20 protein-coding genes and 1 tRNA gene are annotated in these 25,388 nt (G+C 69.0%); 6 read left to right on the top strand and 15 right to left on the bottom strand.

What is annotated here, in order from left to right:
* Nucleotides 1–760 precede the first annotated feature (760 nt).
* The 7 genes from C8263_RS12670 to C8263_RS12640 form a co-directional block, all read right to left on the bottom strand.
* On the bottom strand, nucleotides 761–5,524 hold the full coding sequence (locus C8263_RS12670) for a DUF11 domain-containing protein (RefSeq protein WP_107138497.1): 4,764 nt from the start codon (nucleotides 5,522–5,524) through the stop codon (nucleotides 761–763).
* Nucleotides 5,525–5,526: 2 nt separating this feature from the next.
* Nucleotides 5,527–8,325, bottom strand: coding sequence for a DUF11 domain-containing protein (locus C8263_RS12665; RefSeq protein ID WP_107138496.1), 2,799 nt, complete (start codon nucleotides 8,323–8,325; stop codon nucleotides 5,527–5,529).
* A 166-nt stretch (nucleotides 8,326–8,491) separates the two neighbouring features.
* Nucleotides 8,492–10,789: a DUF11 domain-containing protein gene (locus tag C8263_RS12660; RefSeq protein ID WP_107138495.1), complete on the bottom strand. Its 2,298-nt coding sequence runs from the start codon at nucleotides 10,787–10,789 to the stop codon at nucleotides 8,492–8,494.
* A 22-nt stretch (nucleotides 10,790–10,811) separates the two neighbouring features.
* Nucleotides 10,812–11,306 carry a hypothetical protein gene (locus C8263_RS12655; protein ID WP_107138494.1) on the bottom strand — a complete coding sequence of 165 codons (495 nt, stop codon included), beginning with the start codon at nucleotides 11,304–11,306 and terminating at the stop codon, nucleotides 10,812–10,814.
* A gap of 1,065 nt (nucleotides 11,307–12,371) precedes the next feature.
* Nucleotides 12,372–13,202, bottom strand: a complete 831-nt coding sequence (locus C8263_RS12650; RefSeq protein ID WP_199188396.1) for an isoprenyl transferase — start codon at nucleotides 13,200–13,202, stop codon at nucleotides 12,372–12,374.
* A 323-nt stretch (nucleotides 13,203–13,525) separates the two neighbouring features.
* On the bottom strand, nucleotides 13,526–14,557 hold the full coding sequence (gene mutY, locus C8263_RS12645; RefSeq protein WP_107138492.1) for an A/G-specific adenine glycosylase: 1,032 nt from the start codon (nucleotides 14,555–14,557) through the stop codon (nucleotides 13,526–13,528).
* Between the two features lie 68 nt (nucleotides 14,558–14,625).
* Nucleotides 14,626–15,930: a hypothetical protein gene (locus tag C8263_RS12640; RefSeq protein WP_107138491.1), complete on the bottom strand. Its 1,305-nt coding sequence runs from the start codon at nucleotides 15,928–15,930 to the stop codon at nucleotides 14,626–14,628.
* 182 nt (nucleotides 15,931–16,112) lie between these two features.
* Between C8263_RS12640 and C8263_RS12635 the strand changes: the two genes are divergently transcribed.
* Both C8263_RS12635 and C8263_RS12630 read left to right on the top strand, forming a co-directional pair.
* Nucleotides 16,113–16,520, top strand: coding sequence for a ketosteroid isomerase-related protein (locus C8263_RS12635; RefSeq protein WP_107138490.1), 408 nt, complete (start codon nucleotides 16,113–16,115; stop codon nucleotides 16,518–16,520).
* A complete protein-coding gene (locus tag C8263_RS12630) occupies nucleotides 16,517–17,104 on the top strand; it encodes a GNAT family N-acetyltransferase (protein WP_107138489.1) in 588 nt (195 codons plus the stop codon). Before C8263_RS12635 ends, C8263_RS12630 begins: the two co-directional genes overlap by 4 nt.
* A 65-nt stretch (nucleotides 17,105–17,169) precedes the next feature.
* Here the strand turns inward: C8263_RS12630 and C8263_RS12625 are convergent, their stop codons facing one another.
* Nucleotides 17,170–17,397, bottom strand: coding sequence for a hypothetical protein (locus tag C8263_RS12625; RefSeq protein ID WP_107138488.1), 228 nt, complete (start codon nucleotides 17,395–17,397; stop codon nucleotides 17,170–17,172).
* 125 nt (nucleotides 17,398–17,522) lie between these two features.
* Here C8263_RS12625 and C8263_RS12620 point away from each other — a divergent pair, with 125 nt between their 5' ends.
* Nucleotides 17,523–18,083 carry a hypothetical protein gene (locus tag C8263_RS12620; RefSeq protein ID WP_107138487.1) on the top strand — a complete coding sequence of 187 codons (561 nt, stop codon included), beginning with the start codon at nucleotides 17,523–17,525 and terminating at the stop codon, nucleotides 18,081–18,083.
* 348 nt (nucleotides 18,084–18,431) lie between these two features.
* Here C8263_RS12620 and C8263_RS12615 read toward each other — a convergent pair.
* The 4 genes from C8263_RS12615 to C8263_RS12600 form a co-directional block, all read right to left on the bottom strand.
* A tRNA-Leu gene (locus C8263_RS12615) sits at nucleotides 18,432–18,516 on the bottom strand.
* Between the two features lie 75 nt (nucleotides 18,517–18,591).
* The gene (locus C8263_RS12610; RefSeq protein WP_107138486.1) at nucleotides 18,592–19,407 is read right to left on the bottom strand and encodes a VC0807 family protein; all 816 of its coding nucleotides are present in this window, start codon (nucleotides 19,405–19,407) and stop codon (nucleotides 18,592–18,594) included.
* A gap of 138 nt (nucleotides 19,408–19,545) precedes the next feature.
* A complete protein-coding gene (locus C8263_RS12605; protein ID WP_408608064.1) occupies nucleotides 19,546–19,869 on the bottom strand; it encodes a YkgJ family cysteine cluster protein in 324 nt (107 codons plus the stop codon).
* Between the two features lie 17 nt (nucleotides 19,870–19,886).
* Nucleotides 19,887–20,954 carry a pyridoxal phosphate-dependent aminotransferase gene (locus C8263_RS12600; protein WP_107138485.1) on the bottom strand — a complete coding sequence of 356 codons (1,068 nt, stop codon included), beginning with the start codon at nucleotides 20,952–20,954 and terminating at the stop codon, nucleotides 19,887–19,889.
* A gap of 166 nt (nucleotides 20,955–21,120) precedes the next feature.
* Here C8263_RS12600 and C8263_RS12595 point away from each other — a divergent pair, with 166 nt between their 5' ends.
* On the top strand, nucleotides 21,121–21,720 hold the full coding sequence (locus C8263_RS12595) for a TetR/AcrR family transcriptional regulator (RefSeq protein WP_107138484.1): 600 nt from the start codon (nucleotides 21,121–21,123) through the stop codon (nucleotides 21,718–21,720).
* Complete coding sequence (locus C8263_RS12590) at nucleotides 21,717–22,046, top strand: hypothetical protein (protein ID WP_107138483.1); 330 nt, start codon at nucleotides 21,717–21,719, stop codon at nucleotides 22,044–22,046. Before C8263_RS12595 ends, C8263_RS12590 begins: the two co-directional genes overlap by 4 nt.
* A gap of 246 nt (nucleotides 22,047–22,292) precedes the next feature.
* Here the strand turns inward: C8263_RS12590 and C8263_RS12585 are convergent, their stop codons facing one another.
* The 3 genes from C8263_RS12585 to C8263_RS12575 form a co-directional block, all read right to left on the bottom strand.
* Nucleotides 22,293–23,558: a cation:proton antiporter gene (locus C8263_RS12585; RefSeq protein ID WP_107138572.1), complete on the bottom strand. Its 1,266-nt coding sequence runs from the start codon at nucleotides 23,556–23,558 to the stop codon at nucleotides 22,293–22,295.
* 155 nt (nucleotides 23,559–23,713) lie between these two features.
* Complete coding sequence (rpoZ, locus tag C8263_RS12580; protein ID WP_107138482.1) at nucleotides 23,714–24,013, bottom strand: DNA-directed RNA polymerase subunit omega; 300 nt, start codon at nucleotides 24,011–24,013, stop codon at nucleotides 23,714–23,716.
* A gap of 82 nt (nucleotides 24,014–24,095) precedes the next feature.
* Entirely contained in the window at nucleotides 24,096–24,545 is a 450-nt protein-coding gene (locus tag C8263_RS12575; RefSeq protein WP_107138481.1) for a GNAT family N-acetyltransferase, read from the bottom strand.
* A 75-nt stretch (nucleotides 24,546–24,620) separates the two neighbouring features.
* On the opposite strand from C8263_RS12575, the gene C8263_RS12570 reads away from it, so the two are divergent.
* Nucleotides 24,621–25,259, top strand: a complete 639-nt coding sequence (locus C8263_RS12570) for a hypothetical protein (protein WP_107138480.1) — start codon at nucleotides 24,621–24,623, stop codon at nucleotides 25,257–25,259.
* The last annotated feature ends 129 nt before the right edge of the window (nucleotides 25,260–25,388 follow it).

Here is a 25,388-nt window from a genome sequence, read left to right as displayed (position 1 = left end):
CAAGACTTCCCGCATTGGGCACATTAAAACCGGAGGCAGGGATAGAAACACTAGGGACACCTGCAGCTCCACTCCCGCCGATATAATTTAAGCCATCGTAAAAGGAAATCTGCTTCGTACTCAATCCAGGATTCTCATAAACAATGTAGAGGGTCCACGATCCATGAACATTACCGCCACTACATTCTTCACTATTGATTTGAATGTCCAAGCCATCCATTCGCATGGTGGAGTTGGGACTGCCTTGCACCAGAGATGTAACGTCGGCAAAGGCACCCATACTGCCACCGTTACGATTTACACCAGTCCAAATACGGCTAGCGGTGACACTGTTCGCAACGCCATTCACTACAAAACTGACCTGCCCATCAGCATTTGCAACCACATCGTCTATTTGTGAAGCCACCCAATACAGATAAGCGGCTCGCACTGTTGTACCCGTCGTAGTCGGAACCAGCTGGCTCGCACTTCTAGACGTATTGAGCAGTTCAGCATAATTCGCGACAACCTCTGCTTTGGCGTTAGCACTATTGCCAACTGCTGTCGTTGCCGCACCAGTTTTGACGGTACACAGGGGATTGGTATTTCCGTTTCCCACGCGAAAGCTCGCCCCAAGTGCGACGTAATCAATGCGTCCAGTCTGCTGAACGCGCGGCGTGCCGCTGATAGGGGTGTTGGTCTGCGCCTGTCCCAGCCCGGACAGCGCCAGACCCAGACCAGCCACAGTGGTCATCAGCCATCGTTTTGAGAACAGGCCCATTTACTTCTCCCCTCCCAGGGTCTCGTCCAGAGTCAGGTCCAGGCGCAGGTACGCGCCCTGTTTGGTGTAGGCGTTGCCCAGGCCAGTGAAGCCCGCCGGGTTGTACCCCGCCGTGATCCAGGTGCCGGGCAGGGCGCGGAAACTGGCTTCCAGGCCGTAGCCGTACTGGGCAGCGCCGCTGCCGGGCTGCGTCAGGACGCGGCCCCAGGCGCCCAGGCCAATGCGGTCGGTGACGTAGTAGGTGGCGCCCAGACCCAGCTGCGCGGTGAAGCTGCCGGTATCGGCCAGCAGGGTGCGGGTGTCCAGGCCCGCGCGCACCGCCCAAGTGGGCTGGCGGTACTCGGCGGCGAGGTTGCTGCTCAGCTCGGGCTGCCCGCCGGCCAGGGTGCCGCTGACATAGCGCACGGTGCCCAGGCTGTTGAAGGTGCGGTTGCGGTAGGCGTAGCCGATAGCGGCGCGCAGGCCGCTTTTGCCCGCGCCAAATTCGCCCAGGGCGTCAGCGCTCAGGGTCAGGTGGTCGCTCAGCTGCCCCGAAAGGCCGCCCCGCACCACGGCGCCAAACTGGCCGCCCTTCAGCGTCAGGTCGGTGCCGGTGGTCGCGGTAAAGCGGTCGGCCCGGTACAGCAGGTCCACGCCCGCGCTGAATTCGCTGCTGCGGGCATTCACGTCGTACAGGGCGCTGCCGCGCAGGCCGGCGGTCAGGCGCTCAGACAGGGGCAGGGCAGTGCTCACGCCAAAGCGGGCGCGGTTGCCCTGGCCGCCAGCGGCCGGCAGGTCATAGGCCACCTGATAGTTGGTGTTGCCCACGGTGCTGCTGAGGCTCAGGGCAGCGCGGTGGCCGGTTTTCCAGTTGTACTCGTCGGTCAGGCCCACGCTCAGGGTGTCGCTCACGGCGTACTTGGCCGTCACGGTGGTCACGGGGTCCAGGTTGCCGCTCAGGGGCTGCACGTGGATCACGTCCACGTCAATGGGCGCCTGGTGATAGCCCGCACTCAGCACGGCGCCCAAGCCATTCTGGGTGCCAAAGGCGGCGCGCAGGCCGGCCCCCACGCTGAAGGGCGCGAGGCGGTAGTCGGCGCGGGCCGTCACGCTGCCGCCCTGGGTGGTTGCGGTGCGGGCGTAGTCGGCCTGCACGCTGGCACTCAGCTGGTCGGTCAGGCGGGTATCCACGCTGCCGCCCACGGTCAGGCCCGGGGCAAAGGGCGCGAGGCCCTGATACTGGCCGTCCTGGTAGCGCACGCGGCCCTGCACGGCCGTGCGGTCCAGCTTCACGCCCAGGTCGGCGCTGGCCTGCAGGCCACCGGCGTAGGCCAGCAGGCCGTCAGCGCGCAGGGTGCCGTTGTCGTAGGTGGCGCGCGCGCCCGTGGTCACGCGGCCGTCCAGGCTCACGGCGGCCACGCCCACGGCGTAGTCCTTGCCCGTGTATTTGGCCTGGGCCCCGGCAGCCAGGGTACGCCCGGCCAGGGGGCTCTCCAGGCGGTAGCTTGCCAGCACTGCCACATCGTTCAGGTTGGCGTCCACCCGGTCCAGGGCGCGCGTCAGGGTCACGATGCCGGTGCGGGTGTCCAGGATGTAATCCACGTTGCGCGCCAGGGTCACGCGGCCCAGTTCCTTGCCGCTGCCCCTTTCCAGCGTGACGACCTCCAGCGTCTCGCTGCCCAGGCTGATGCCGCCGCGCGCCAGGCGCAGCAGGCGGGTGCCTTCGGGGTGCAGGCGCTCGCCGGTAATCCGGTCGCCGGGCACCAGGGCCGCAAAGCCGCTGAACTGCACGTTGCCCTTGGTGCTGGCCGTCAGGGCGGTCAGCTGCTCGCCCACCGGCAGCACATCAATGGGCAGGGCGCTGCGGCGGTAGGCCACCTGAAAGGTGGGGTGGTCGTAGCGCAGGGCCACGGGGTCGGCGCCCTGCAGCGGCACCGAGGCCACCGAGCTGTCGCCGTACAGCGAGAAGCGTTTCAGGGTGTCCTGGTCGGTGGGCAGGCCGTCCTTGTCGGCGGCCACATACAGCTTGCCCGCGCCCAGCGGCCCTTCGTAGGAAGCGCGCGCCTGCCAGGTCAGGTCTTCATTCAGGTTCAGGCTGCCGTCCAGGCCCAGGGTGGCGCTGACCATCCCCACACCCACGCGGCTGGCGTCGGGGCGCACGTCGTAGCGCGCAGTGGTCACCGTCTGGCCCAGGGCCACAGCCACGCTCAGGGTGGTGGGGGTGGCCTGGGGTTGCAGCACCAGTTCGCCCTCGCCGCCCTTCAGGCGCACCTGATAGCCGGGGGTGGCCGGGTCGGCGTCGCCGGTGCGGGGCTCCAGGCTGGCGTTCAGGGTCACGGTGTCCTGGTCGGTCAGGTTGCCCCGGGCGTCCAGGGCACGCACCTTCAGGCGCAGCGGCGTGCTGCCGTCGGCCACCAGCGACACCGGGGTCAGTTCAATGCGGGCCGTGGCCCCCACCAGCTGCACGTTCACGGTGTCGGCGCCGGCCTGCAGGGTATTGGCTCCAGGCTGCAGCAGCACGCCCACAAAGGTCACGAGGCGGCTGCCGTCCTCGTTGGTGGTGACCTGACCAATGCGCTCCTCGGCCACCGGCTGCCCGTTCACGCTCAGGGCGGGTTCCTGCCCGGCAGGCACGTTCACAATCACATTGATGCGGTCCCGGATGCGAATCAGGCTGCCCTGCAGCGGAAACTTGATGGCGCCGGGGTTCTCGGTGAGGGCGGCAGGCGCGCTCAGCGGCTGGGCGGCGGCCAGATCGGCCTCGTCCAGCTGGCCTTCCAGAACTTCGCGGCGCTCGCCGGCGTAGCGGGCCAGCAGGGCTGGGCGGTCCAGCGCCCCCAGCGCGCCCGTGTGGGCCAGCTCATAGGTCACGGTGCCGCGCTTCGCGGCCTCGCCCTGGACAAAGGCTGTGCGGGGCAGCACCCAGTACAGGGCGCCGCTGGGCCCGCGCAGGGGGTCGGGCAGGGCCTGCCCATTCAGGCGGCTGCTGCCGGCCACAAACTCGGCGCCCTCAGGGAGGCGGTGAGCCACGACCAGCTCGCGGGCCTGCACCGGGGCGTCAAACGGCAGACTGACCGTGCTGGCGCGCCGGGCCTCGGGGGCCGGGGCGGGCTCGGGGGCAGCAGGCTGCGCCGGGGTGGGCAACGCGGGGGCCGCCACTGCCAGCGTGCCGCCCACCGTCTGGGTGGCGGCGCACTCGGGGCTGCGCAGGGCGCCCGTGAAGGTCACGGCGCCCCCGCCGGTCACGCGGGCGCGGTAGCGCAGGGTGCGCGCCTCGCTCGCCGCCAGGGTGCCGCTGAAGGTGGGGCTCTCCAGAGCGTCCAGGCCGCCCGCGTTCGTGTCGGTCAGCAAGAAGGGCACCGCGTAGGTGGCCGTGTTGCGCACGCGCAGGGTCACGGTGACCTCGCTGCCAGGGGCCACGTCGGCCAGCGGCTCGCGGCTCAGCTGCAGCGGGGTGGCGTCGGCGCGCACATTCAGGGTCACGGTGCGGGCCTGATCCCAGGGGGCCAGGCGCGCGGTCACGGTCACGGGACCGGGCTGGGTGGCGGTGGCACTCAGGCGCAGTTCGCCTGGGCGCGCGGCCGTCAGGGTGCCGCCCAGGGTGGGCTCGCCCTGCAGGGCCAGGCCCGGGGCCGCCACACTCAGGTTCAGGGGCAGGTCGCCCGCGTAGGCGGTCTGGGCCCGCGCCGTGAAGGTCACGGTGTCGCCCACGCAGACCTCCTGCTTGTCGGCTGTCAGGCTCAGGGCCACCTGGGGGCGCACCTGAATGCGGGTCTCGCCGCTGCCGCCGCGCGGCACGGTCACGCGGGGCGTGGCCACGCTGACCTCGGCGCCGGGCACCGGGTCGGGGGTCACGGCGTAGGTGCCGGCCGGCACGCGCTGCTCCAGGGTGCCGTCCACTGTCACAGAAGTCTGACCCACCAAGGCGCTCAGCTGGGTGGGCTGAGGGCCCCCGGGCAGCAGCAGTTCGGCCGTCACGCGCAGCAAGCCAGTCTGGTCCACCCGGGCCACGCCCAGGGGCACGCCCTGGCCCGCGCGGCTCAGCGAGAAGCCCACCGTGTTGCTGAACTGCCGGGCGGTGGCCGGCTGGCGCAGCTCCACGGTGTAGTTGCCGGCCCGCGCGGGCAGCGGCAGGTCGCTGAAGCTCAGGTCGGCGCTCACCTGGAGGGGCAGGGTGTTGCCCTGCTCGTCGCGCAGCCGGGCTTCCAGTTCGGCCGGGCCGTCGCCGTCGTACAGGCGCAGCACGTGGCCCTCGCCGTCCACGCGCACGTTCAGGGCGGGCACCCAGTCGCGCGAATGCACGTTCACGCTCAGGCGCTCGGCGCTGATGGCCGCGCTGATGCCGGCCAGGCGCACGGCGAAGGTGTTCTTGCCGTTGCCGCTGGTCACGGCCTGCAGGCGGTAGCGCCCGGCGGGCAGCTCCTGGTCCAGCAGGGTTTCCCAGGCGTGCTCGCCGGGGGTGAAGGTGCGGCTCAGAAGGGCCTTGCCGCCTGCGTCCACCAGCGTAAAGGTCGTGGTGACGTCGCTGCGGCCCCCGTCGTACTGTTCGTCGCCGTAGTAGGTGTCGCTGCGGTAGTCGCCCTGGTCCACCCGGGGGCTGTACAGTTCCAGGCGCACGCGGCCACTCAGGGGCACGTCCAGGTTCAGGTTCTGGTCGCCCACCGTCCACATCAGGCGGTCACCCACGCTGGTCAGGGGCAGGCTGGTGCTGATCTCTTGTGCGGCCCCTGTTCCGGCCGCCAGCAGGGCCGTCAGAACGGTGGCGAGGCACTTGGTTGCGTTCACGATTAGTACCTCCAGCTCAGCGACGGATCGGTGGTGGCCGCGCGGGGCTCACCTGTCCAGTCGAAGCGGTAGGTGAGGACTTTTTCACCTGCGCCCAGGCTACCGCTGTAAGTATTGCGGCCGTCTTTCAGCACGGCGCCGTCTGGCAGGGGGTCGGTCAGGTTCACGTCGTCCAGCGCCCGGGGGCTCAGCACGCGCAGAACCACCACATAGCCGCCGTTCACCGCGTACACCGCTTTCTCCACGCGCACGTCGCCCACCACCAGCACCGTGCGGCGCAGGGCGTCAATGTCGCCGCCCAGGGGCGCCAGGGGAAAGTCCACGCTGGTCAGGCCGCGCACGTAGACGGTCTGGGTGCCGCTCAGGCCGCCGCCTTGCGGCACCTGCAGCGGCGGGAAGGGTGCCGAGGCCGGGTCCAGGCGCAGGGCGTGCGTGCCCAGGGGCACGTTGGGGAACGAGTAGCGCCCGGCCGGGTCGGTCAGCACCTGCCGCCCGCCAGCCAGCAGCACCCGGGCGCCGGGCACCGGGGTGTCCAGCAGCGGATCAAACAGGCCGTTGCGGTTGCGGTCCACAAACACCGTGCCCACCAGATCGGCCAGCGGCGCGAACTTCAGGGGGTTGAGTTTGGTGGTAGCGGTGGCGCGGTTGCTGGCAATGGCCCGCGCCACACCGCCGGCCCCGGTGCCGCTGACCATCACGGTGTTCACCAGCTGCCCAGTCGCTTCCGGGGTCACGCGGGTCTGGTAGGTGATGCTCACGGTGGCGCCCGCCGGAATCTCGGCCAGGGTCCAGCGCAGCACGCCGCCCTCGATCGCAGGGTCAGGCATCGGCTGGCCGCCCAGGAGGCTGGTACCGGGAATGTACTCCAGGCCCCGCGCCGGGGTATCGGTCACCGTCGCGTTCACGATGGCCGTGGTGGCCGAGGCATTGGTGATGTTCAGGGTGTAGGTCAGGCGGTCGCCAAAGGTGGCTTCTGGAGCACTCACGTCCTTGCGGATCAGCAGCTGCGCGGTCCACACCGGCGTGGCCACCTCGTTGCTGGGCAGGGGGCTGGGCAGTTCAGTGGTGACCAGGTTAAAGATGTTGCGCAGCGCCTCGCCGTCCACCGCGCGGGTCGACACCTGCGTGACCACGGTCAGCGTGCGGGTTTCCCCCGGCGCCAGCGTGCCCAGGTTCCAGGTTACGGTCTGGGCGCCAGGCTGCCCACTCACCACACCGCCCGCCGAGGCCGAGCGGAAATCCACGTGCGCGGGCAGGGCGTCGGTGACCACCGCGCCCGTCAGCGGCTGGGTATAGGGGTTGCGCACGCTCAGGGTGTAGGTGACCGTGTCGCCCGCTGCCACGGTGCCGCCGGCCGGGACCGGCACAACTGCGCCGCCGGAACCCTGGGTGGTGGCCGCGTAGCTCTTGCGCAGTTCGGGCAGGCCGCCTTCCACAGCCGCCACCTGATCGCGGGTGGCGTTGCTGGTGCCCCGGTCACCAGTGATGGTGATCAGCGCGTCCAGCGGCCCGGCCTGGATGTCGTAGCACACCCGCACGAAGGCGGTCTGGCCGGGGTCCAGGACCAGGGGCTGCGTCAGCGGCTGCCCGGTGGCCGTCAGGAACTGTGCGCGGGCCGCACCCTGCGGATAGGTGACCGTCAGGCGGAAGGTGTCGCGCACGTCGCCGGTGTTCTTGGCGGTGTGATCAAAGCACACCTGCTGGCCCACCACGGCAAAGGGCTTCTGCTGGGTGTCGGCGGCCGAGCCCTCGGGGGCCTCGGGGTTGCCCACGGGCCCAATCGCCACCGCCGGCAGATAGCGCACGTCGGCGCTGGCCGTGCCTGAGGCCTCGCGCCCACCCGTGCGGGCGGTGGCGGTGTTGGGAATCACACGGCCCTCGGCCTGGGGGGTGGCCAGCATGCGGAAGGTCAGGGTCAGGGCGGCGCTTGGCGCAAGGCTGGCCACGCGCACGCGCACGCCGCGCACCGGGGCCGTTTCCTGCGCGCTCCAGGTCACGCCGTCGGTGGTGTATTCCAGGGTGCCGGCCGTCGTGCGGGCGCTGCCCGGCACAAACACCAGCCCCTGCGCCAGTTGCGCGTCCAGCAGGTCCGTCAGCACCACCTCGCGGCTCTCGCCCTGGCCGCTGTTGCGGGTGGTCACGGTCACGGTGGTTTCGCTGCCGGGGCGCACCAGCGCCGGGCTGAAGGTCTTGGCCACGCCCAGCACCGGGGGCGGCCCCACGCGCACCAGGCTCACGTTGTTGCTGTCGGGGTTCTCGCCGCCCGCACAGCTGGCCACCAGATTCACGTAGGCGTCGCCCTGGGCACTGTCGGCGCTGCTGGTCTCGACCACCAGCAGCACAGGCACGCGCTCATCGGGGGCCAGGGTCAGGCTGCTCACGGCCGGTTCACCCGCGTCGGGCTGGCCGTTGCCGTTCAGGTCACGCACCGCGCGCACAGGCGGGGTCAGGGTACTGCCGGCCTCGGTGCGGGCCGCCACCGGAAACTCGCCCGAGGTGTTGCCCGTGTTGACCACTGTGTAGGCAAACACCGCCCGCTCACCGGGCAGCAGGGCCGCCGTGAATGCGGGCTGGGCCAGGGTGCCGTCCGGCGTGACGCTCACCGCGCACACGGCCTGCACCACCGTGCGCACCGCGTTGGAGGTCACGCGCCCGGGGTCGGTGGGCACCGGCGGCTCGAATTCGGCGGTGGCCTGGTTGATGATCTCGGTGCCGGCGGGGGTGCCGGCCGCCCACGCGGAGCTGGCGCACAGCAGCCCCGTCAGGGCCAGCGTGGCAGAAAGAACAGGGGAGCGCTTCACAGGCAGGGATCTCCTTGGAGGTGAGGGAAGGCAGGCGCACAGAAATGTGCTTCTGAACAAAAATAGGTCTCGTGTTCTGACAGGGGTGTTACGGGAAAAATGGGGCCCTGGACACACAGAACAGGGGCCCCCGGTGACATGCGCACCAGGGGCCCCTGCCGCCGCATCAGCGGACGGTCACCACAAAGTCGGCGCTCAGCTCGGCGCTGGCCGCCAGACTGTCGGGCAGGTTGTTGCTGTCGGCGTCCAGCGCCACGTCAATCACGGTGCCGGCGGCTAGGCCCGCAGTAGGGGCCGTGGTGCTCCAGGCACCGCCGTTCACGCGGTAGATGGTCCGGGTGGGTGCAGGCGTCAGGGCCACGCTGGCGAAGGTGGTGTTGGCCGGCACGGTGTCGCTCAGGAAGAAGCCGCTCACCGTCTGGTTGTAGTTGTTCTTCCCGATGATCCGGTAGCTGATGGTGTCGCCGGGGCGAGCACCGTTGGCCCCGGTGGCCGTGTAGTTCGCCGGGTTGTTGATGCCGTTGGCGGGGTTGCTGCCAGCGGTTACGCCAGTCTTGGCCACGAACTTGGCCACCGCCACGCTGCCGTTGGGCGAAACGCGGATCACGTTGTTGGTGTCGGTCAGGGTGATGGTGCTGTAGTTGGCCAGGGCCGTCTGGCTGACCGTGTAGTCGCCAGTACGCACGCCAGCCGGGGTCTGCACCACAGCGAAGGCCTTGAACTCGGTGCCGGGGGCCACCACCGGGGTCACGAACTTGTTGTAGTCGGGGCTGGTGGGGTTGGTGTTCAGGCGCGGCAGCAGCGAGCCGTCAGCGGCGTAGTACAGCACCGGCACCACGACCGGGTTACCCGTCACGGCGTCCGTGAAGGTCACGCTGCCCGATAGGGTGTAAGAGTCGTTGTACTGCCCGTTGTTGGCCACGTCCATGGGAAACACGGCGGTGCCGTCGGTGTTGTTGGGGCTGGCAATGCCGCTCTGGGTGCCGCCGGGCACCACCACTTCCACGGGGGCGGGGCTGGCCACTGCACCCTGCGCCACAGTCGCGTCCCCGAACTGCATGGCGGGCGGCAGAATGGTGTCGGTGGTGTTGCTGTTGGACACCAGATCGGCGTCTTTCAGCGAGTCAGCGCCGATGAGCACCGTCACGGCCGGCGTGACTGAGGTGTCGTCGGGGTCAGGGAAGGTGACTTCCGTGCGGTACACCACGGAGGTGTTGTTGGGCACCGTCACCGTGGGGTACTGCGCCACCGTGGGGTTATTGGGGTCAGTGGAGACCGCAATGGGGTTACCCGTAATCGGATCCAGGAAGCGGATGCTCACGCCCGTGGTGGTGTTGGTGAAGACGCCCGTGGTGGGGTTAAAGGTGTAGGCCGGGTCCACTGTGCCGTTGGCCAGGGCCGGGAACAGCTGCACCACGTCGGTCGCGCCGCTGCGGTTGGTCAGGTTGTTGGTAAAGGTCACGGCGTCCGGCGCGTTGTTGGCGTCGGCGGTGGGGTAGGCGATCTGGGCGTCGCCCGCCACGTTCGGGGCGATGGGCGTGCCGCCGGGGGTGGGATCGCCGGGGGTGGGGGTGGGATTGCGGTAGCCGGGCACGCTCACCACGGGGGTGGGGTCGTTGGGCTTGCCGGTCGTTTCGGTGGGCACGTCCACCGGGGTCACGGGCGGGACCTTGGTCAGGTCCGTGATGGGCGTGCCGGTGGTGTCCACGGGGTTCGAAGGCGGAATGTTGGGGGTGTTGTCCAGCGAGGGCACGAACACGTTCACGCGCGTGAACTGGCGGTCGGTGTCCACCGCCTTGCCTTCTTCGTAGACAGTGGTGCCGTTGGCGTAGCCGTTGCCGGGGGTGATCAAGGGGTCATTGCCCGCCGTGCCCGTGACCGAGCCTTCCGGCGAAGCGCCAAACACGCTGGTGGAGTTGATCTGCGCGGGGCTGGTGGGCAGGGTGATTACCTGGACGATCTTCACCACGCCCTCGTCCACGCCGGTGGTGGCGGGATCGTCGGCGTTCACCGTCACCGAGGTCAGGGGGGTGTTGTTGTCGGCCACACCGTTGCCGTCGGTGTCCAGGAAGTACTGCACAGTCTGGCCACTGTCGGCGCCCGTGGTATCAGCGCTGAGGTTCACGGTCAGGGCCACGTTGCCGTTGTTCACGACCGAGTAGCCGGTCACGATGCGCTGCCCGGGGACGGCGCCGGTGATCACCACGGTGGTGGTGCTCAGGTCGTTCTGGGTGCCCGCGTCGGCGGTGCCGCCCGTGAACACGATGTCAAAGCCGGGCTTGGGCAGCACGACGGTGGACACGGTGTTGGAGGTGCTGCTGATGGTGGCCGTGGGGTTGGCGGGGTCCTGGAAGCTGGCGGTGGCGGTGTTCTGGATGGTGGTGCCCGACAGGGTGCCGGCGGCGCTGGCGCTGCCAACAGCCAGAGCGGACATCAGGGCGAGCAGAGTGGTGCTTTTCTTCATGGGATTCCTCCGGAGTGGGGGTCTACTTGACCTGAACGCGGTAGCCGAGCTTCAGGGTCTTTCCTGCCGCCAGTTCAGCCACCGTCCAGCGCACCGTGGTGTACTCGCTGGGCTTGACTTCAATCTCTTTGCGCACGGCCTTGCCGTTCTCGGTCACCGTCACGGTCTTCTTCAGGGGCGCAGTTCCAAAGGTCTTGCCGCCGTCAAAGGAGTACTCGGCGCGGGCGCCGCTCAGGCCCTGTTCGGGGGCCAGGTAGAAGGTGTTCCTGGGCACAGGCAGCGTAATGGGCACATTCTTCAGGGCCGTGGTCCCCGTGTTGCGGGCCGTGACCACCTGGCTCAGCACCTGACCAGGCAGCACAGCGCCGGGGTTGGGGGTCAGCTGCTCGGTGGGCTTGCCGTCCACCTTCACGCTGCGCACCAGGTTCAGCGTCAGGTCCAGCTGAACCGGGCCCGCGCTTTGCGCCAGGGTCAGCCCGGTCAGGGACAGGAGCGTGGTGAGCAGGGGGCGTTTCATGAGGTCTCCTTCATTCAGCGTCGAGTGGATGGCCGGGGCCTTGCGGGCAGTCTGGACACCCTTCGACCGGCGCCAGCACTGTTCAGAGGCTAGATTCAGCCCTCTTACGCCCGACTTACACGCTTTCTGTAAGATGAAGATGACCTGAGGTCATTCAGGGGTATACCTCCACCTCAACTGCCTCTTCATGTGGTTTTCACCGAACAGGAGGGCCTGAGTGTCCTTGGGCTGCCGGGACCGTCCCCCCATTGGGGGCCAGGGGTATGCCCCCCTTGAAAGGCGCTGTTGCGCAGGACTTGTCACCGACCACTCAGGACTCATGCGGCGCAGCAGCTGGGGCGGGGCCGCGCCGCCACCGCCGGTTATGCGTTTCTGTCTGCTGAATCATGCCCGGCGCGTGCAGACACAACCGCCCAGCAACTGACTCAGGACAGGCGCTGCGGTGATCAAGAGTCCGGTTAAGTCGTTCGCTGCCAAGCCTCCGATCAACCGAGCGGGCTGGGACAGCGGCGCCGCAGCGCGAGTCTCGAAAAAAGGACGTTGCACCGGGCGTGGAGCCTGTTCGGTGCTCTCCTGAACAGTCGCACCATGGGATGCGACGTACTTAAGTAGCTCGCTGTTGATCTTTAGATCAACCGAGCGGAGCGAGTATCGAAAAAAGTACGTTGCACCGGGAGTGGAGACTTTGCGGTGCTCTCCTGCAAAGTCGTAACGTGAGGGGCAACGTACTTAATTTTCAGCTCTGACCAAGCAACTGCCGTGTGGCTCAGGCTTTTTGGCCTCTGTGCCTTGAGGGGAGACTCGCAGAGCTGCGCGGCAGCTAAGGCGCAGGGACAGGAATGGATGCCCGGAAAGTGGACGTACAAGGCGCCACAGGAGCGGAACATCGCGTTCTGTCGCGGATGTTGCGCAACTGGACGGCAGTGTGTCTCATATGGACTGCCGGTTCATTGCCGCGCGGCCGGAACGGCACCGTCTGCGCTTGCATCTCGCGGCAGTCGGCATCTGCTCCTGCTCGCGCTGCGAAGCCGCTCTCCGGGTCCGTCTCCGTGTGCGTCTTCTGGCCTAGCGGCCGAACCGGCGCTCGCGGCCCTGAAACTCGCGCAGGGCGCGCAGAAAGTCCACGCGCCGGAAGCCCGGCCAGTACACATCGCAGAAGTAGTATTCGGAATACACGCTCTGCCACAGCAGAAAGCCCGAGAGCCGGATTTCCCCACTGGTGCGGATAATAAAGTCAGGATCGGGCACGTCGGCGGCGTACAGGTGCGCGCCAATATCCTCTGGGGCGAGGGTGCGGGCCGCTTCTTCCAGGGTCAGGCCCGCGTCGGCCTGCCGCACCAGGTGGCGCTTGACCGCGTCCACGATCTCCTCACGGCCCCCGTAGCCCACGGCAATGTTCAGCCGCATGCCGTCGTAGTGGGCTGTTCTGGCCTCCAGTTCGCTCAGGGCATTGAGCACCGTCTCGGGAAAGCCCTCATGCTGGCCAATGGCCCGTACCCGCACCCGGTTGGCATGAATCCGGGCGTCCTGGGCCAGATTGCGCGCCTCGCGCTCCAGCAGGCTCAGAATGTGGGCCAGTTCGCCCGGGTCGCGGCTGGTGTTATCTGTGGACAGCACCCAGATGGTCACGGTGGGAATGCCCAGTTCCAGGCACCACTGCAGCACCTCGTGGGCCTTGTCGGCGCCGAAGGAATGCCCCATTTCCCGCTGCAGGCCGCTGGCGCGGGCAAAGCGGCGGTTGCCATCCAGAATCAGGCCCAGGTGCCGGGGCAGGCGGCCGTGCGCCCCCACCTCGCGCGCCAGCCGCTGCTCGTAGCCCCAGACCAGCGCGCCGCGCGCCGCATTTCTGGCCTGCTGAAGGGCGCGGAGGGCGAGTTTCACGGGCTCGGACGACATAACGCCGCCCAGTGTAGCGCCCGCCTCCCTGCGGCGGCATCCTCCAGAAGAGGCAGAGGGCACGCTGGCCGGCTGCCGGTCATTCACGCCCGTGGCCTCACTTCGTCCACCACAGCACTTTCAGGCGTTGTCAGAGTTTTGAAAGAGGGGAACCGGGGCTGCTCAGAAGGGGCGTGCCGGTGGGCCCATGCGCCGGTTCAGACAGCGTGTGCTCCTGCGCAGCCGCCGCCCAGGCCACGACTGACAGAACTCTGACAGCGGCGGTCCGTTGCGCCCTATGCCCTCAAAGCGGGGCGCGCCCTTTGCCGCCGCCCACCTGTGGCCTACACCGGAAACAGGCCCGCCTGCCGCGCTTCTTCCAGGGCCAGGGCTTTCTGGTCCAGCCGGGCCAGGGCCGCGCGGCGCACCTCCTGCAGCGGCAGGTCAGCCTGTCCCCGGTACACCTGCAGCGTCAGGTGGCGGTGGGTCATGCCGTGCTGCACCTGACCCAGCAGCGGCCCGGCCACCGCGCCCAGGCGCCCACACAGCCGCGCCAGGGCCGCTTCGGGCGCCTCGCCAGGCTGCAGGGGTTCAGCGGGCAGGCCCATCAGCCCGCCCAGCAGCGGGCCCTCGCGGCGCTCCAGATAGGCGTGCCCGGCTGTGCCAATCAGCAGCGCCACCGCCTGAACGGCCTGGACCGGGGCGCGCACCTTGGGGGCAGGAAAGTTCGCGGGCGCGCCGGACGCCCGCGCCGCGCACCACGGGGCCAGGGGACACGACGCGCAGCGCGGCGCTTTGGGGGTGCAGACGGTGGCACCCAGATCCATCACCGCCTCGTTCCAGGCCCCCGGCCGCGCTGGGTCCAGCAGGGCGTCGGCCTGGGCCTGCACCCAGGCGGGGCTGGGCGTGCGCTCGCCGCGGAAGCGGGCCATCACCCGGCGCACGTTGCCGTCACTGACCGCCTGCGGGGCGTTCAGCGTGAAGCTGCTCAGGGCGGCGGCGGTATAGGGGCCCACCCCGGGCAGGGCCAGCCACGCCCCGTAGCTCTGGGGAAAAGCCCCCTGGGCGCTCACCAGAGCCGCCGCGCGGTGCAGGTTGCGGGCGCGGGCGTAGTAGCCGCAGCCCTCCCAGGCTTTCAGCACATCCTCAACAGGGGCCGCCGCCAGGGCCTGCACGGTGGGAAAGGCCGCCAGAAAGCGCTCGTAGTACCCCAGGCCGCGCGCCACCTGGGTCTGCTGCAGCAGGATTTCTGCCACCCAGGCGCGGTAGGGATCGCGCGCGCCTTCCGGGCCACGGCGCCAGGGCAGGTCGCGGCCCTCGCGGTCAAACCAGGCCAGCAGTGCGGCGCGCAGCGGCGGAAGCGGCAAAGACGACACCGCGCCAGTCTAGGGGCGCGGTGATGGGGGCACCGTGGTGCCGGGCAGGGTCGGGCCTGGGGGCCGGCTCAGGCCCGCACGGCCTCGCGCTCGCGGGAAAGAGGCCGCAGGCGGCGGCGCACGCCCTCGGCGTAGTCGGCCAGTTCGCTCAGCAGTTCGGGCACTCCGCCGCGCAGCAGGTAGCCCCCGCCGGGCAGCGGGCTCAGGGCCAGGAAGGGCGCGCGGGTCAGGGTGTCCAGAATGGTGTTCAGCTCGGCCGAGCTGACGCCGCTGCCCAGCCGCTCGGCGAGGCGCTGCACGCTGACCACCGAATGGGCCGGGTGCTGCGACAGGCTCAGCAGCACCGCGCTAAAGGCCCCGCGCTGCGCGAGGTGGGCGCCCACCAGTTCTGCCACACTGGCCGCCGATTCCAGGTCAACAGAGCCCGCCTTCCAGTACCCGCGCAGATCCACGGCCGACAGCGGCGCGAGGTGCGCGTGGTCAATCAGGGCGCTCAGGGCCTCGCGGGTCAGGCGGGGGGTGCCGCTGGGCCGCTCCTCCTCACCCGTGAGGAGCACGCTGTAGTCGGCGGCTTCCTTCCAGGCAGGGGTGTGCAGCGCGCCCTCGTCTGTGGCCACCCGCACCGTGTAACCGTGGGCCCCCAGATCGGCGCTCAGGCGCAGAACGCCGGGGCCCAGGGTTTCCAGCTGATAGCCGCTCAGGCGGGCCAGTTCGGCCAGCTGCGCTTCGGGACCTGGCACGCTGTGCGCCGGGGCGGCGGGAAAGCGCACATCCAGGGGCCGCACCGGCGTGGCCACCGGGGCTGGGGGGCGCAGGGAGGCACTGGCTTCCGGGGCCGGACGCGGTTCACGCATGGCCGACGGGGCGACGGCGGGAACAGACGCCGGGGCACCTGACGCAGAGGAAGCAGCGATCGGCGCGGCGCTGGGCTGCGGGGCCGGCTCGCGGCGGGTCAGGCCCGGCTCGGGCTCGGGGGTGCGGGCCGGGGCGCCCGGTTCGCGCACCTCCTGCACGCGCACCTCGCGCACATGGGGAGTGGCGCTGACCACCACGCGCCGGGTCTCGGGCTTGGCGGGGGCTTCTCGCCGGGGGGCCGGCGCCGGCGCGTGGGGCTTGACAATGCCTTCTACCTGAAAGCGGCCGGGCACCAGCGGCGTGATCATCAGCACGTCGTTCACGCCCAGATTGCCCGCGTGATACAGGCTGCCCAGGCCCCAGACCCGCTGCCGCGCCGGGTCCACCTGCGCCGTGTGTTCCTGACCACGGTCATCTACCAGCGTGACGGGCCCGGCCGAAGGAAACGTGGCGCTGAGGTATTTCAGAAGACGCAGGCTGCCCTCTTGCAGGCAGGGGCGGGTGATGACATAGCGCATTGCTTTCACGCGTGGGTTCCTCCGTTGCGGCCTTCCGTCTCCCCTCTCCCCCGGAGCGGACAGGGCCACGACAACACAGCAGAATAAATTTTTCCTAAAGTAGCAGACTTTGACGCCAGCACGCGGCGCAAAACTCCGCCCGGCCGTGGGCCAGGGCCGCACACAGGCCCTATCCTGCCCCCATGCACGCCGCCACCGAGGCCCTGATCCGCCGTTATTACGCCGCCTTCAACGCCGCCGACTGGCCCGGCATGCTGACCCTGCTGGCCCCCGACGTGCGCCACGACATCAACGAGGGCGACACCCAGCGCGGCGTGGAGGCGTTTGCCGCCTTTCTGGACCGGATGAACGCCCACTACCGCGAGCAGGTGCAGGACCTCGTGGTCATGACCACCCCCGACGGCACACGCGCGGCGGCCGAATTCATTATTCAGGGCACCTACCTGCGCACCGACACCGGTCTGCCCGAGGCCCGGGGGCAGACCTACACCCTGCCGGTGGGGGCCTTTTTCGAGGTGCAGAGCGGGCAGATCACCCGCGTGACCAACCATTACAACCTGGCCGACTGGACCCGGCAGGTGAACACTTGAGCCTGACGGTGAGCGCCGTGCAGGGCCCAGAGGCACTGGCGCTGATCGGGGAACTGGCCCGGCTGCGCACCCAGGTGTTCCGCGATTACCCCTACCTGTACGACGGGCACCCCGACTATGAAGAGGCGTACCTGCGCCGCTACCTCGCCGCGCCGGACCTGCTGCTGGTGCTGGCGCACGACGGCGAGCGGGTGGTGGGGGCCAGCAGCGCCCTGCCGCTGAGCCAGGAGGACCCCGGGATGCTGGCCCCCTTCCAGCGCAGCGGGCCCGACCCGGCCACCGTGCTGTACCTGGGCGAAAGCGTGGTGCCGCCCGACTCCCGGGGCCGGGGGCTGGGCCACGCCTTTTTCGACGAGCGCGAGGCCCACGCCCGGCGCCTGGGGCTGGCGTTCACCGCCTTTTGCGCCGTGGTGCGCCCGGACGACCACCCAGCCCGTCCGGCGGCCTACCGCCCGCTGAACGCCTTCTGGACTGCGCGCGGCTATCAGGAACGCCCGGAGCTGACCACCCACCTCTCCTGGCCGGAAGTGGGCCAGGGCGGCGAGACCGAGCACCTTATGAGGTTCTGGGTGCGGGGCGGCTGAGGGGAGGGATTGAGGCCCGCAGGGGGTCGAGACCGGGCCTCTCTCACCCGCCTGACCTCAGCCCCTTACTTCCGGCTCTGCGCCGCTTTCTCTGCTTCCAGCTGCTTCCTGTTCTGTGCCCAGCTGTAGGAGCGCACCGCGTCCACCACAAACCACACGGCAAACAGGGCCGCCACCACCCCCCAGACCGTGCGGCCCCCCGTCAGGGCGGCGTAGGCGGCCCAGCCGCACAGCGCGGCCAGCAGCAGGCTCAGCAAAAACACGATGTGGGGCGGCACGCGGCGACCGAACATGGCTTCATAGTACGCGCCCGGGGGGGCGCGCGCAGCCCCGGGTGCTACACTCGGGGGTACGCCGCACGCGGCTGCGTGTCAGCTTTGAAGTGCTGCCCCCGCCGTGCCGAACAAAGGAGACCCACATGACCGACAACAACGAACTGCGTCCCACCGACCCGGAGCAGACGCCAGAAGAACTGCGTGACATCATTCCCCAGCTGCAGGGCGAGCCCGACGAGGACCCCGTGCTGGACGCCCAGGAAGCAGACGAGGAAGCCGGCCTGAGTGCCGACGGCGCCGAGGGCGAGGAAGACGAGTACATTGACGCCGACGAGTTGCTGGGCGTGCTGGCCGAGCTGAAAGAAATGCTGGAAGCCCAGGCCAAGGAACTGCGCGGCCTGCGCCGTGAAATGCGCGAACTGCGCGAGAGCCAGGGTCAGGGCGGCTTCCGTGGCGGCGCCCAGGGCGGCGGCGACCGGGGCGGCTTCCGTCCCCGCGATGACCGCGGCGGCGACCGTGGTGGCTTCCAGGGCGGCGGCGACCGGGGCGGCTTCCGTCCCCGCGAGGATCGCGGCGGCGACCGTGGTGGCTTCCAGGGCGGCGGCGACCGTCCCGCCTTCCGCCCCCGCGAGGAGCAGCCCGGCGAGTTCCGCCCCCGCGCCCGCGCGGACCGGGGCTGGACCAACCGCCGCGACGAAGAGTAACGCCGCTCTGAACCCCCAAACGCCCCCTGGTCTCTGCACCAGGGGGTTTGTGCTGGGCCGGTGGGGTCCGGGGCGCACTGCGCGGGGCGCTGCTCCTCCCGCTTGCGGGGCCCTGGAACGGACGGCCATGCGTTCCGCCACCACCTTGGACCTTGGCACTGTACCCAGGTCTTGTCACCATTCCCGGGCGGGCGCCTCCCGCCTGCCTGCACTGCGGCGCCGCGCCTGTTCACTCGGCCCGAACCACTGGCACACCGGGCAGGGCCGGCATCCGTCTGGGCCAAGTTCGTCTGAGCCAAGTACGGCTGGGCCAACGAAAAAACCCCCAGCATTCACTGGGGGTCCTTCTGGTGCCGAGGATGGGATTTGAACCCACACACCTCGCGGCGCTAGTCCCTGAAACTAGTGCGTCTACCAATTCCGCCACCTCGGCACGCTGTTTGGTGGGGGCGCCCGCGCTGGGGCGCGTTTCAGGGCTCGCTTACTTTAACGGTGAAGCCGGAAACTGTCAACTGCCCGCCGCTGTTCCCGGGGCCTCGCCGCGCTGGCGCATGGCCGAGAGCAGCTTGGCCGGCTCGAACAGACTGGCCTCCTGGCCGTAGCGGGCCCTGACCGCGCGCTGCACCAGCCAGATCGCCGCAAACACCCCCGCGAGGCTGATGACCAGCCCCGGAATGCGCATCAGGGCGTTCACCTCGGCCACCTGGGCGTTAAAGGCGTCGGTGCCGAACCTGGCGGTCACGCGCAGGTAATTGACCACGCTGTTCACCACCCCGCCAATCAGGTCCACCACGGCGAACACCACGGTGCCGGCCACCAGGCCCCGGTGCACCTGGGGGTCGCGCATGGCGCTCTGGGTGGCGGCGCGGTGCTCGGGGCTCTCGCCAATGGAACTGGCATCCAGAAACACCCGGAACAGCGGCACCGAGGTGGCCGCGCTGAGCAGGAACAGCAGGCCCATCAGGTACGAGCGGGCGCTGTCCTTGATGGCGTACCAGAAGCCGTCCACGTACCAGAACGCCAGCGCGCCGCTGAAGATGGCCCCTGCGCCGCCCAGCAGCGCCACCGGGCTGACGTTACGGTTGACCAGCAGGTCCCACAGCACGTAGGCCACCGGAATCAGCGCCGCCAGCAGATAAGCGCGGATGTTGCCGGCTGTGCCGCCGCCAAACACCTGATCGGCCACGCTGATGCCGCTGCCCAGAATGTTGGGGCTGAGGATGGCGATGGGGATGAGCAGGGTAAAGACGAGGTCCCAGACCGTTTTGGGCACGCGCGCCTTGGCTGGGGGGGCGGGAGTGGGGGTGGGGGCCGCTTGACTCATGGAGGGCATTGTCTCATCTGGGCGCAGGCGGCGGGGCGCGGTGAGCGGGAAGAAGCCGTGGCGGGGCCAGTCACCCCCAGCCACCCGGCCTTTCCACGCCCTTGCCTTTCCCGCCGCTCCTCCATCAACTTTCAACCATCAACCTTCATCACCTTCCAGTCCATAGATCGCCAGGAAGCGGGCCACGCGGGCCTCCAGGGTGGGCAGGGGCGCCACCTCGCCGCACACCCAGTCGGGCTGGTAGCTCCGGCACACGCTGGGGCGGGCGGTATAAATGGCGCACAGACACCCCTGCCCGGCATCCGGGCCCAGGTGAACGCAGGGCACGCCCAGGGGTTTGCTCAGGGCGTGAATGTCGGGCGCGGCGCAGCAGGCCCCGCAGGCGGTGCAGGCGGTCACCAGCACGCTGCGCGGGGCCCCTCCGGGCGGCGGGGTGAAGCGGGCCCGAGCCTCGGGGCTCAGGTGGGGGCCGGCGCCCTTCACCGCAGCTCGGTCACCGCCGCGATCAGGGCGTCGTTCTCGGCGGGGGTGCCAATGCCGATTCGCAGGCAACCGGCGAGCCCCGGAAAGCTGTCCTGGCGCCGCGTGACAATACCGCGTGCGCGCAGGTGGGCGTAGGCCGCCGCCGCGTCCGGCGTGCGCAGCAGAAAGAAGTTGGCCTGGCTGGGCAGCGCGCGGCAGGTGGGGTGATCTGCCAGGGCCGCCAGCACCCGCCCGCGCTCCTGCACGCCTTCCTGCACCCGGGCCTGCACGTACCCGGGCTGCTCCAGGGCCACTTCCAGGGCCGCCTGGGTCAGGGTGTTCACGTTGAAGGCGGGCACCAGTTTCTGCAGCTGGGTGGCCAGTTCAGGGCTGGTCAGGGCGTAGCCCAGGCGCAGGCCCGCCAGCCCCCACGCCTTGCTGAAGGTGCGCAGGCTCAGGCGGCCCTCGCCCGCGCGCACGAGGTCGCGGTAGTCGGTGCCGCTGTACTGGTGATAGGCCTCGTCCAGCACCACCACCCAGTCGCCGGCCGCCTCGGTGAGGTCGCGCACGGCGGCCAGGCTGTCCACCACGCCGGTCGGCGCGTGCGGCTGGGTGATGTACAGCACGCCCGGCTCGTGGCGCCCCAGCTCGGCCTTCAGGGCCTCCACAGGCAGGCTGAAGTCGGCATTCAGGGGCACCTCTACCAGGCGCGCGCCCAGCAGTTGCGCTTCCAGGGTATACACACTGAAGGTGGGGCTGACGGTCAGCACGGTCTGCCCAATGCCCGCCAGCTCGGTCAGCAACTTGATCAGGACGTTGCTGCCGGGCGTGACCACCACGCCCGCTTCGGGCCAGCCTTCAAAGGCCCCGATGCGGCGGCGCAGTTCGTCGGCGTGCAGATCGGGGTACCGGTTCCATTCGCGGGCAGCCATACGCGACAGGGCCTCTGTTTTCAGTTCTGCGGGAAAATCGTAAGGGTTCTCGTTCTGGTCGAGCTTGATGGGCTCGTTGGTGGGGGTAAACGGATAGGCCGGCACGCGCCGCACCGCCGCACGCACCCCGGCAACCGGAGTCTGGGTGGTCATGGGGTCCGTTGTACCACCCCTGCCCCCCCGGCCGTCCGCCCATGGCAAACCCGGGCGCGGCCCCGGGGCCGCACCTGGCAGCGCCGGCGCCCGCCCAAACGCCCGTTTGGGGCGGCGTGCTACGCTGACAGGCAAGCGCGCGCCCCGGCGCCTGCACGCCCCCACCATGACTGAACCTGCCAAACCCCGCCGCGAGCAGATTCTCGACTCGGCCAGCCGCCTGTTTTCCGAGCGCGGCTACCACGCCACCAGCATGCGCGACCTGGCCGGTGAACTGGGCATGCAGGGCGGCAGCCTGTACGCCCATATTTCCAGCAAGGAAGAGTTGCTGATTGACATCGTGAATCAGGCGTCGCGGCAGTTTGACGAGGCGCTGTTTACCCTGCGCGGCGAGCCCCTGCCCGCCGACGCCAAGCTGAAAGAGGCTATGTTCCGCCACATTCGCGTGGTGGCCGACAACATGGACAGCGCCACCGTGTTCTTCCATGAATGGAAACACCTGTCCCCCGAGGCGTATGCCCGCGTGACCGGCTGGCGCGACACCATTGACGCCTTTTACCGCGAGCTGATTGAACAGGGCGTGCGTGAGGGCGTGTTCCGGCCGGGGCTGGATATCAAGATGACGGCGTATCTGGTGCTCTCGGCGGTGAACTGGGCGTATACGTGGTACCGCCCCGGCGGCGCACTGGGCCCCAGAGACGTGGCCGAGCAGTTTGCCGAGATGCTGCTTTCGGGCCTGCGGGCGGCCCCGGCGGCCACCCCATGAGCCACCCCACCGTCACCGTGCCCATCCGCGAGGCGATTCGCTACGCCCAGGGCCGCGCGGAGCGGCTGGGCCGCACCCAGCAACTGGAAATTGGCGAGGACCTGTTTATCCGCATTGCCCCGGGCGGGCGCAAGTTCCTGCTGTTCTGCCTGGACGGCGAACCCGAGCGCGGCGCGGCCGAGGCGATTGCGGCGGCCCTGGGCCTGAAAGAGCCCCAGTACGGCTGGCATCAGGGCGCCACCCTGCGCTCGCTGACCGTGATTGAGCCCGGCGCCGACAGCCTGCCGGAAAGCGGCCCGGCAGAAGCAGAAGACGGCACGCTGTAGCGGGCACACACGTCAGGCAGCGGCACGGGGTGACCCATACCGCCGCCTGACCCCTTAATACGGACTGCCGTCCATTTCCGTACCATCTGGGAAAGAGCCGGATGTTCCGCTCCTACGGAGCCTTTCAGGTCCAATTCCCGGAACTCCGTATTTTTCCTTCTCTGCTCCGCAGCTCTTCGAGTCCCTCTGGTCGGAAAAATTCCGTAACGTGTTAGGGAATTTTTCGGAATCCGTATAACCCCTCTTTCAGCTCTGGGTCGGCTTCTCTTCCAGCGCGGCCGTCGCCTTTTTCACCACAGGCATGACCGTCAGGCCCTGCACCGCAATGGAAAACAGCACCACGGCGTAGGTAGCCGTGACCACCGGCGCGCGGTACGGGCTTTCGGGCAGGCTGAGGGCCAGACTGATGGCGATGCCGCCGCGCAGCCCACCCCAGGTCAGCAGCCGCACCGTGTAGGCGCCGTAGCCCTCGCGTGCGCGCACCAGCGCAAAGGGCAGCGCCACACTGATCCACCGTGCCCCCAGCGACAGCGCGATCAGCAGGGCACTGGCCAGCAGCAGTGGCCCGCTGACATCGGTGAGCAACACGTCCAGGCCAATGAAGGCGAACAGCAGGATGTTCAGCACCTGATCCATCGTTTCCCAGAAGCCCAGAACGTGCTCGCGCGTGTGTTCTCCAAAGATCTGATCGCGCCACAGAGAGAGCATCAGGCCCGCCACCACCATCGCCAGCGGCCCGCTGACGCCCAGCGCTGAGGCCGCCACATAGCCCCCCACCACCAGCGCCAGGGTAATCAGCACCTCGACGGCGTGCTGCTCGATAGACCGCACCAGCAGGTACCCCAGGCCCCCCAGCAGCGCCCCGAACAGCAGCCCACCCAGCGCCTCCTGCGCAAACAGGCCCAGCACGCCCGCCGCACTGGCCTCGCCGTGGCCGTGCCCGCCCAGCCCGGCAGCACTGGCCAGGGCCAGAAACACCACCACGCCCACCCCGTCGTTAAAGAGGCTCTCGCCCGCAATCAAGGTTTCGATCTTGGCAGGTACCTTCGCTCGCTTGAGCAGGTCCAGCACAGCCACGGGGTCGGTGGGGCTGATGAGGGCCCCGAACAGCAGCGCCCACATCAGCGGCACCTCCAGACCCACCAGCTGGAACACCCCGTACGCCCCGAACCCAATCAGGGCCGTGCTGATGAGGGTGCTCAGAAACGCCAGGGTCAGGATGCTGCCGCGCTGGCGCAGCATCTGCCGCGTGTCCAGGCTCAGCGCCCCGGCAAACAGCAGCACGCTGAGGATGCCGTTCAGGACAAAGGTGGTGAAATCCAGTGTTTCGAGCAGGTTGGCCGCCCAGCCACGAAGGCCGGGCAGACCCAGACTGTCCAGGGCAATCAGGACGATACTGGCCAGCGCTCCGGCCAGCGTGACCCCCACCGTGGTGGGCAGGCGCACGAAACGCTCATTGAGGTAAGCCAGCAGCGCCGTGACGCACAGCAGGACGGCAAAGGCACTTAGCATGGGGAACACAATAGAGGTCTGGGGCTCTGGGTCATGGGCCATGAGGCAGGCACGGTGGCAGTGCAGGCCGGTGGGCCAGGGGAAGTAAGCACAGCAGCAAGGCCATGAGCCCCGGGGTTTCCCCCATGGCTCATGGCCCACGGCCCATGGCTCTCTTAGTCCCGTTCGCGTTCGCGTTCGGCGTTCAGCTGGGCCTGTAACTGGGCCTGGCGCTGGCGCACGTAGTCCTGCTGAAAGCGGCCCTCGTCCATCATGTTGGTGCCCACCGTCAGCTTGCCGGTGGCCAGTTCGCGCATGGCCTGGGTTACCAGGTTGCGGGTGCGCACGCGCTGCTCCACGGGCAGCACGCTGGGCGCCCCCGAACGCAGTTGCAGGGCGCGCTTGGCCGTCACCACCGAAAGGCGGTATTTGCTGTCCGTCAGCGACAACAGCTTGTCAATATCCCGTTCTGCCATAAGCCCACCTCCATCCGGCCGCTGCGCCCTGCGGCGCCCGCCGGTTCAGCCCCACACTCTAGCGTATGCCGGGGGCGCGTGCCTACACACAGCGGCTCAGAATGACGCCCTGCAACTCGTCCACCTCGTAGCCGCAGGCCAGGTAAAACGCCTGGGCGTCCTCGTTGTCGGCCGCCACCCAGACACCCCGGATGCCCCCTGCGCGCATCTGCTCGTGCAGGGCGGCCACCAGGGCGCGGCCCACGCCGAAGCGGCGCCAGCTTTCGCGCACACCAATTTCTTCAAACATCACGTCCAGCGCCTCACCGTGCCGGCGGCGGTGAACATAGGCCATCAGAAAGCCCACGGGCTGGCCGTGGTCGTCCTCGGCATGCCAGTGCCACAGCAGGGGGTCAGAGAGGTAGGCGCGGGCGGCGTCTGGGGGCAGGGGCGGGGTGGGGTCCTCGCCGGTGAAATCCGTCTCGTCGGCGGACAGCCCAGCCAGGGCGGCTTCATCGCCAGGGCCCAGGCGGCGGATAGTGAAGAGGGGCATAGACCCATCATGCCCCCAGTGGGGGCGGCGCAGATGCGATCTCGCCTCTTTTCAGGCCCCGCTAGCGTAGGTGCAATGTCCTGGCCCGAAGATGCGACCCGGCAAGCCCCCGCTCCTGCGGCGACCAGAGCCCCCAGCGCCGCCCTGGGCTACCTGCTGAATGTCCTGCTGCCCGGCGCGGGCTTTACCCTCATTAACCGCTGGGGTTGGCACCTGGGATGGTTTGGCATTCAGGTGGGGCTGTATCTGGTGGCGTCCATTCTGAGCGGCGCGACAGGCACGCTGCTGCCCCTGGCTTTGCCCTTCGTTGGCTTTATTGCCATGCTGGTCCACTTTGGCCGCGTGTACGCCGAGCAGCGGGCCCGCCACTTCCAGCCGCCGCTGGAACTGGCCGTCAAACTGGTGCTGATTCTGGGGCACTTCTTCATCGGCTTCGTGCTGGTGGGCATCCTGGCGGCGGTGCTGATTCCCAACCTGCTCGCGGCCCGCACCCGGGCCCAGCAGACGGGCGAGATGGCTGTGGCCCGCGCCGCGCAGCTGCAGGCCGTGACAGCACAGCTGGACCAGAGGGTGCAAGACGGCCCCTGTCCGCTCGAAGGGTTGCCGGACGCCTACCGCGAACAAATTGCTTCCTGCACCCTCACCAACAGCAGCGGCGCTGTCCCCAGCGTCTCGGTGACCTTTCACAGCGGGCGCACGGTCAGCCTGCCCTAGCCAGCCTGCCAAGAGGGCCGGAGAACCGTGTGATACGGACTGCCGTCCATTTCCGTAACATCCGGGACAGCGCCGGATGTTCCCCGCCTTCGGCGCTGTTCCAGCCCAATTCCCGGAACTCCGTATTTT

Source organism: Deinococcus arcticus (genome assembly GCF_003028415.1).
GTDB lineage: Bacteria > Deinococcota > Deinococci > Deinococcales > Deinococcaceae > Deinococcus > Deinococcus arcticus.
Note: the sequence above shows the minus strand (reverse complement) of the source record. Positions and strands in the feature narration are given on the sequence as shown.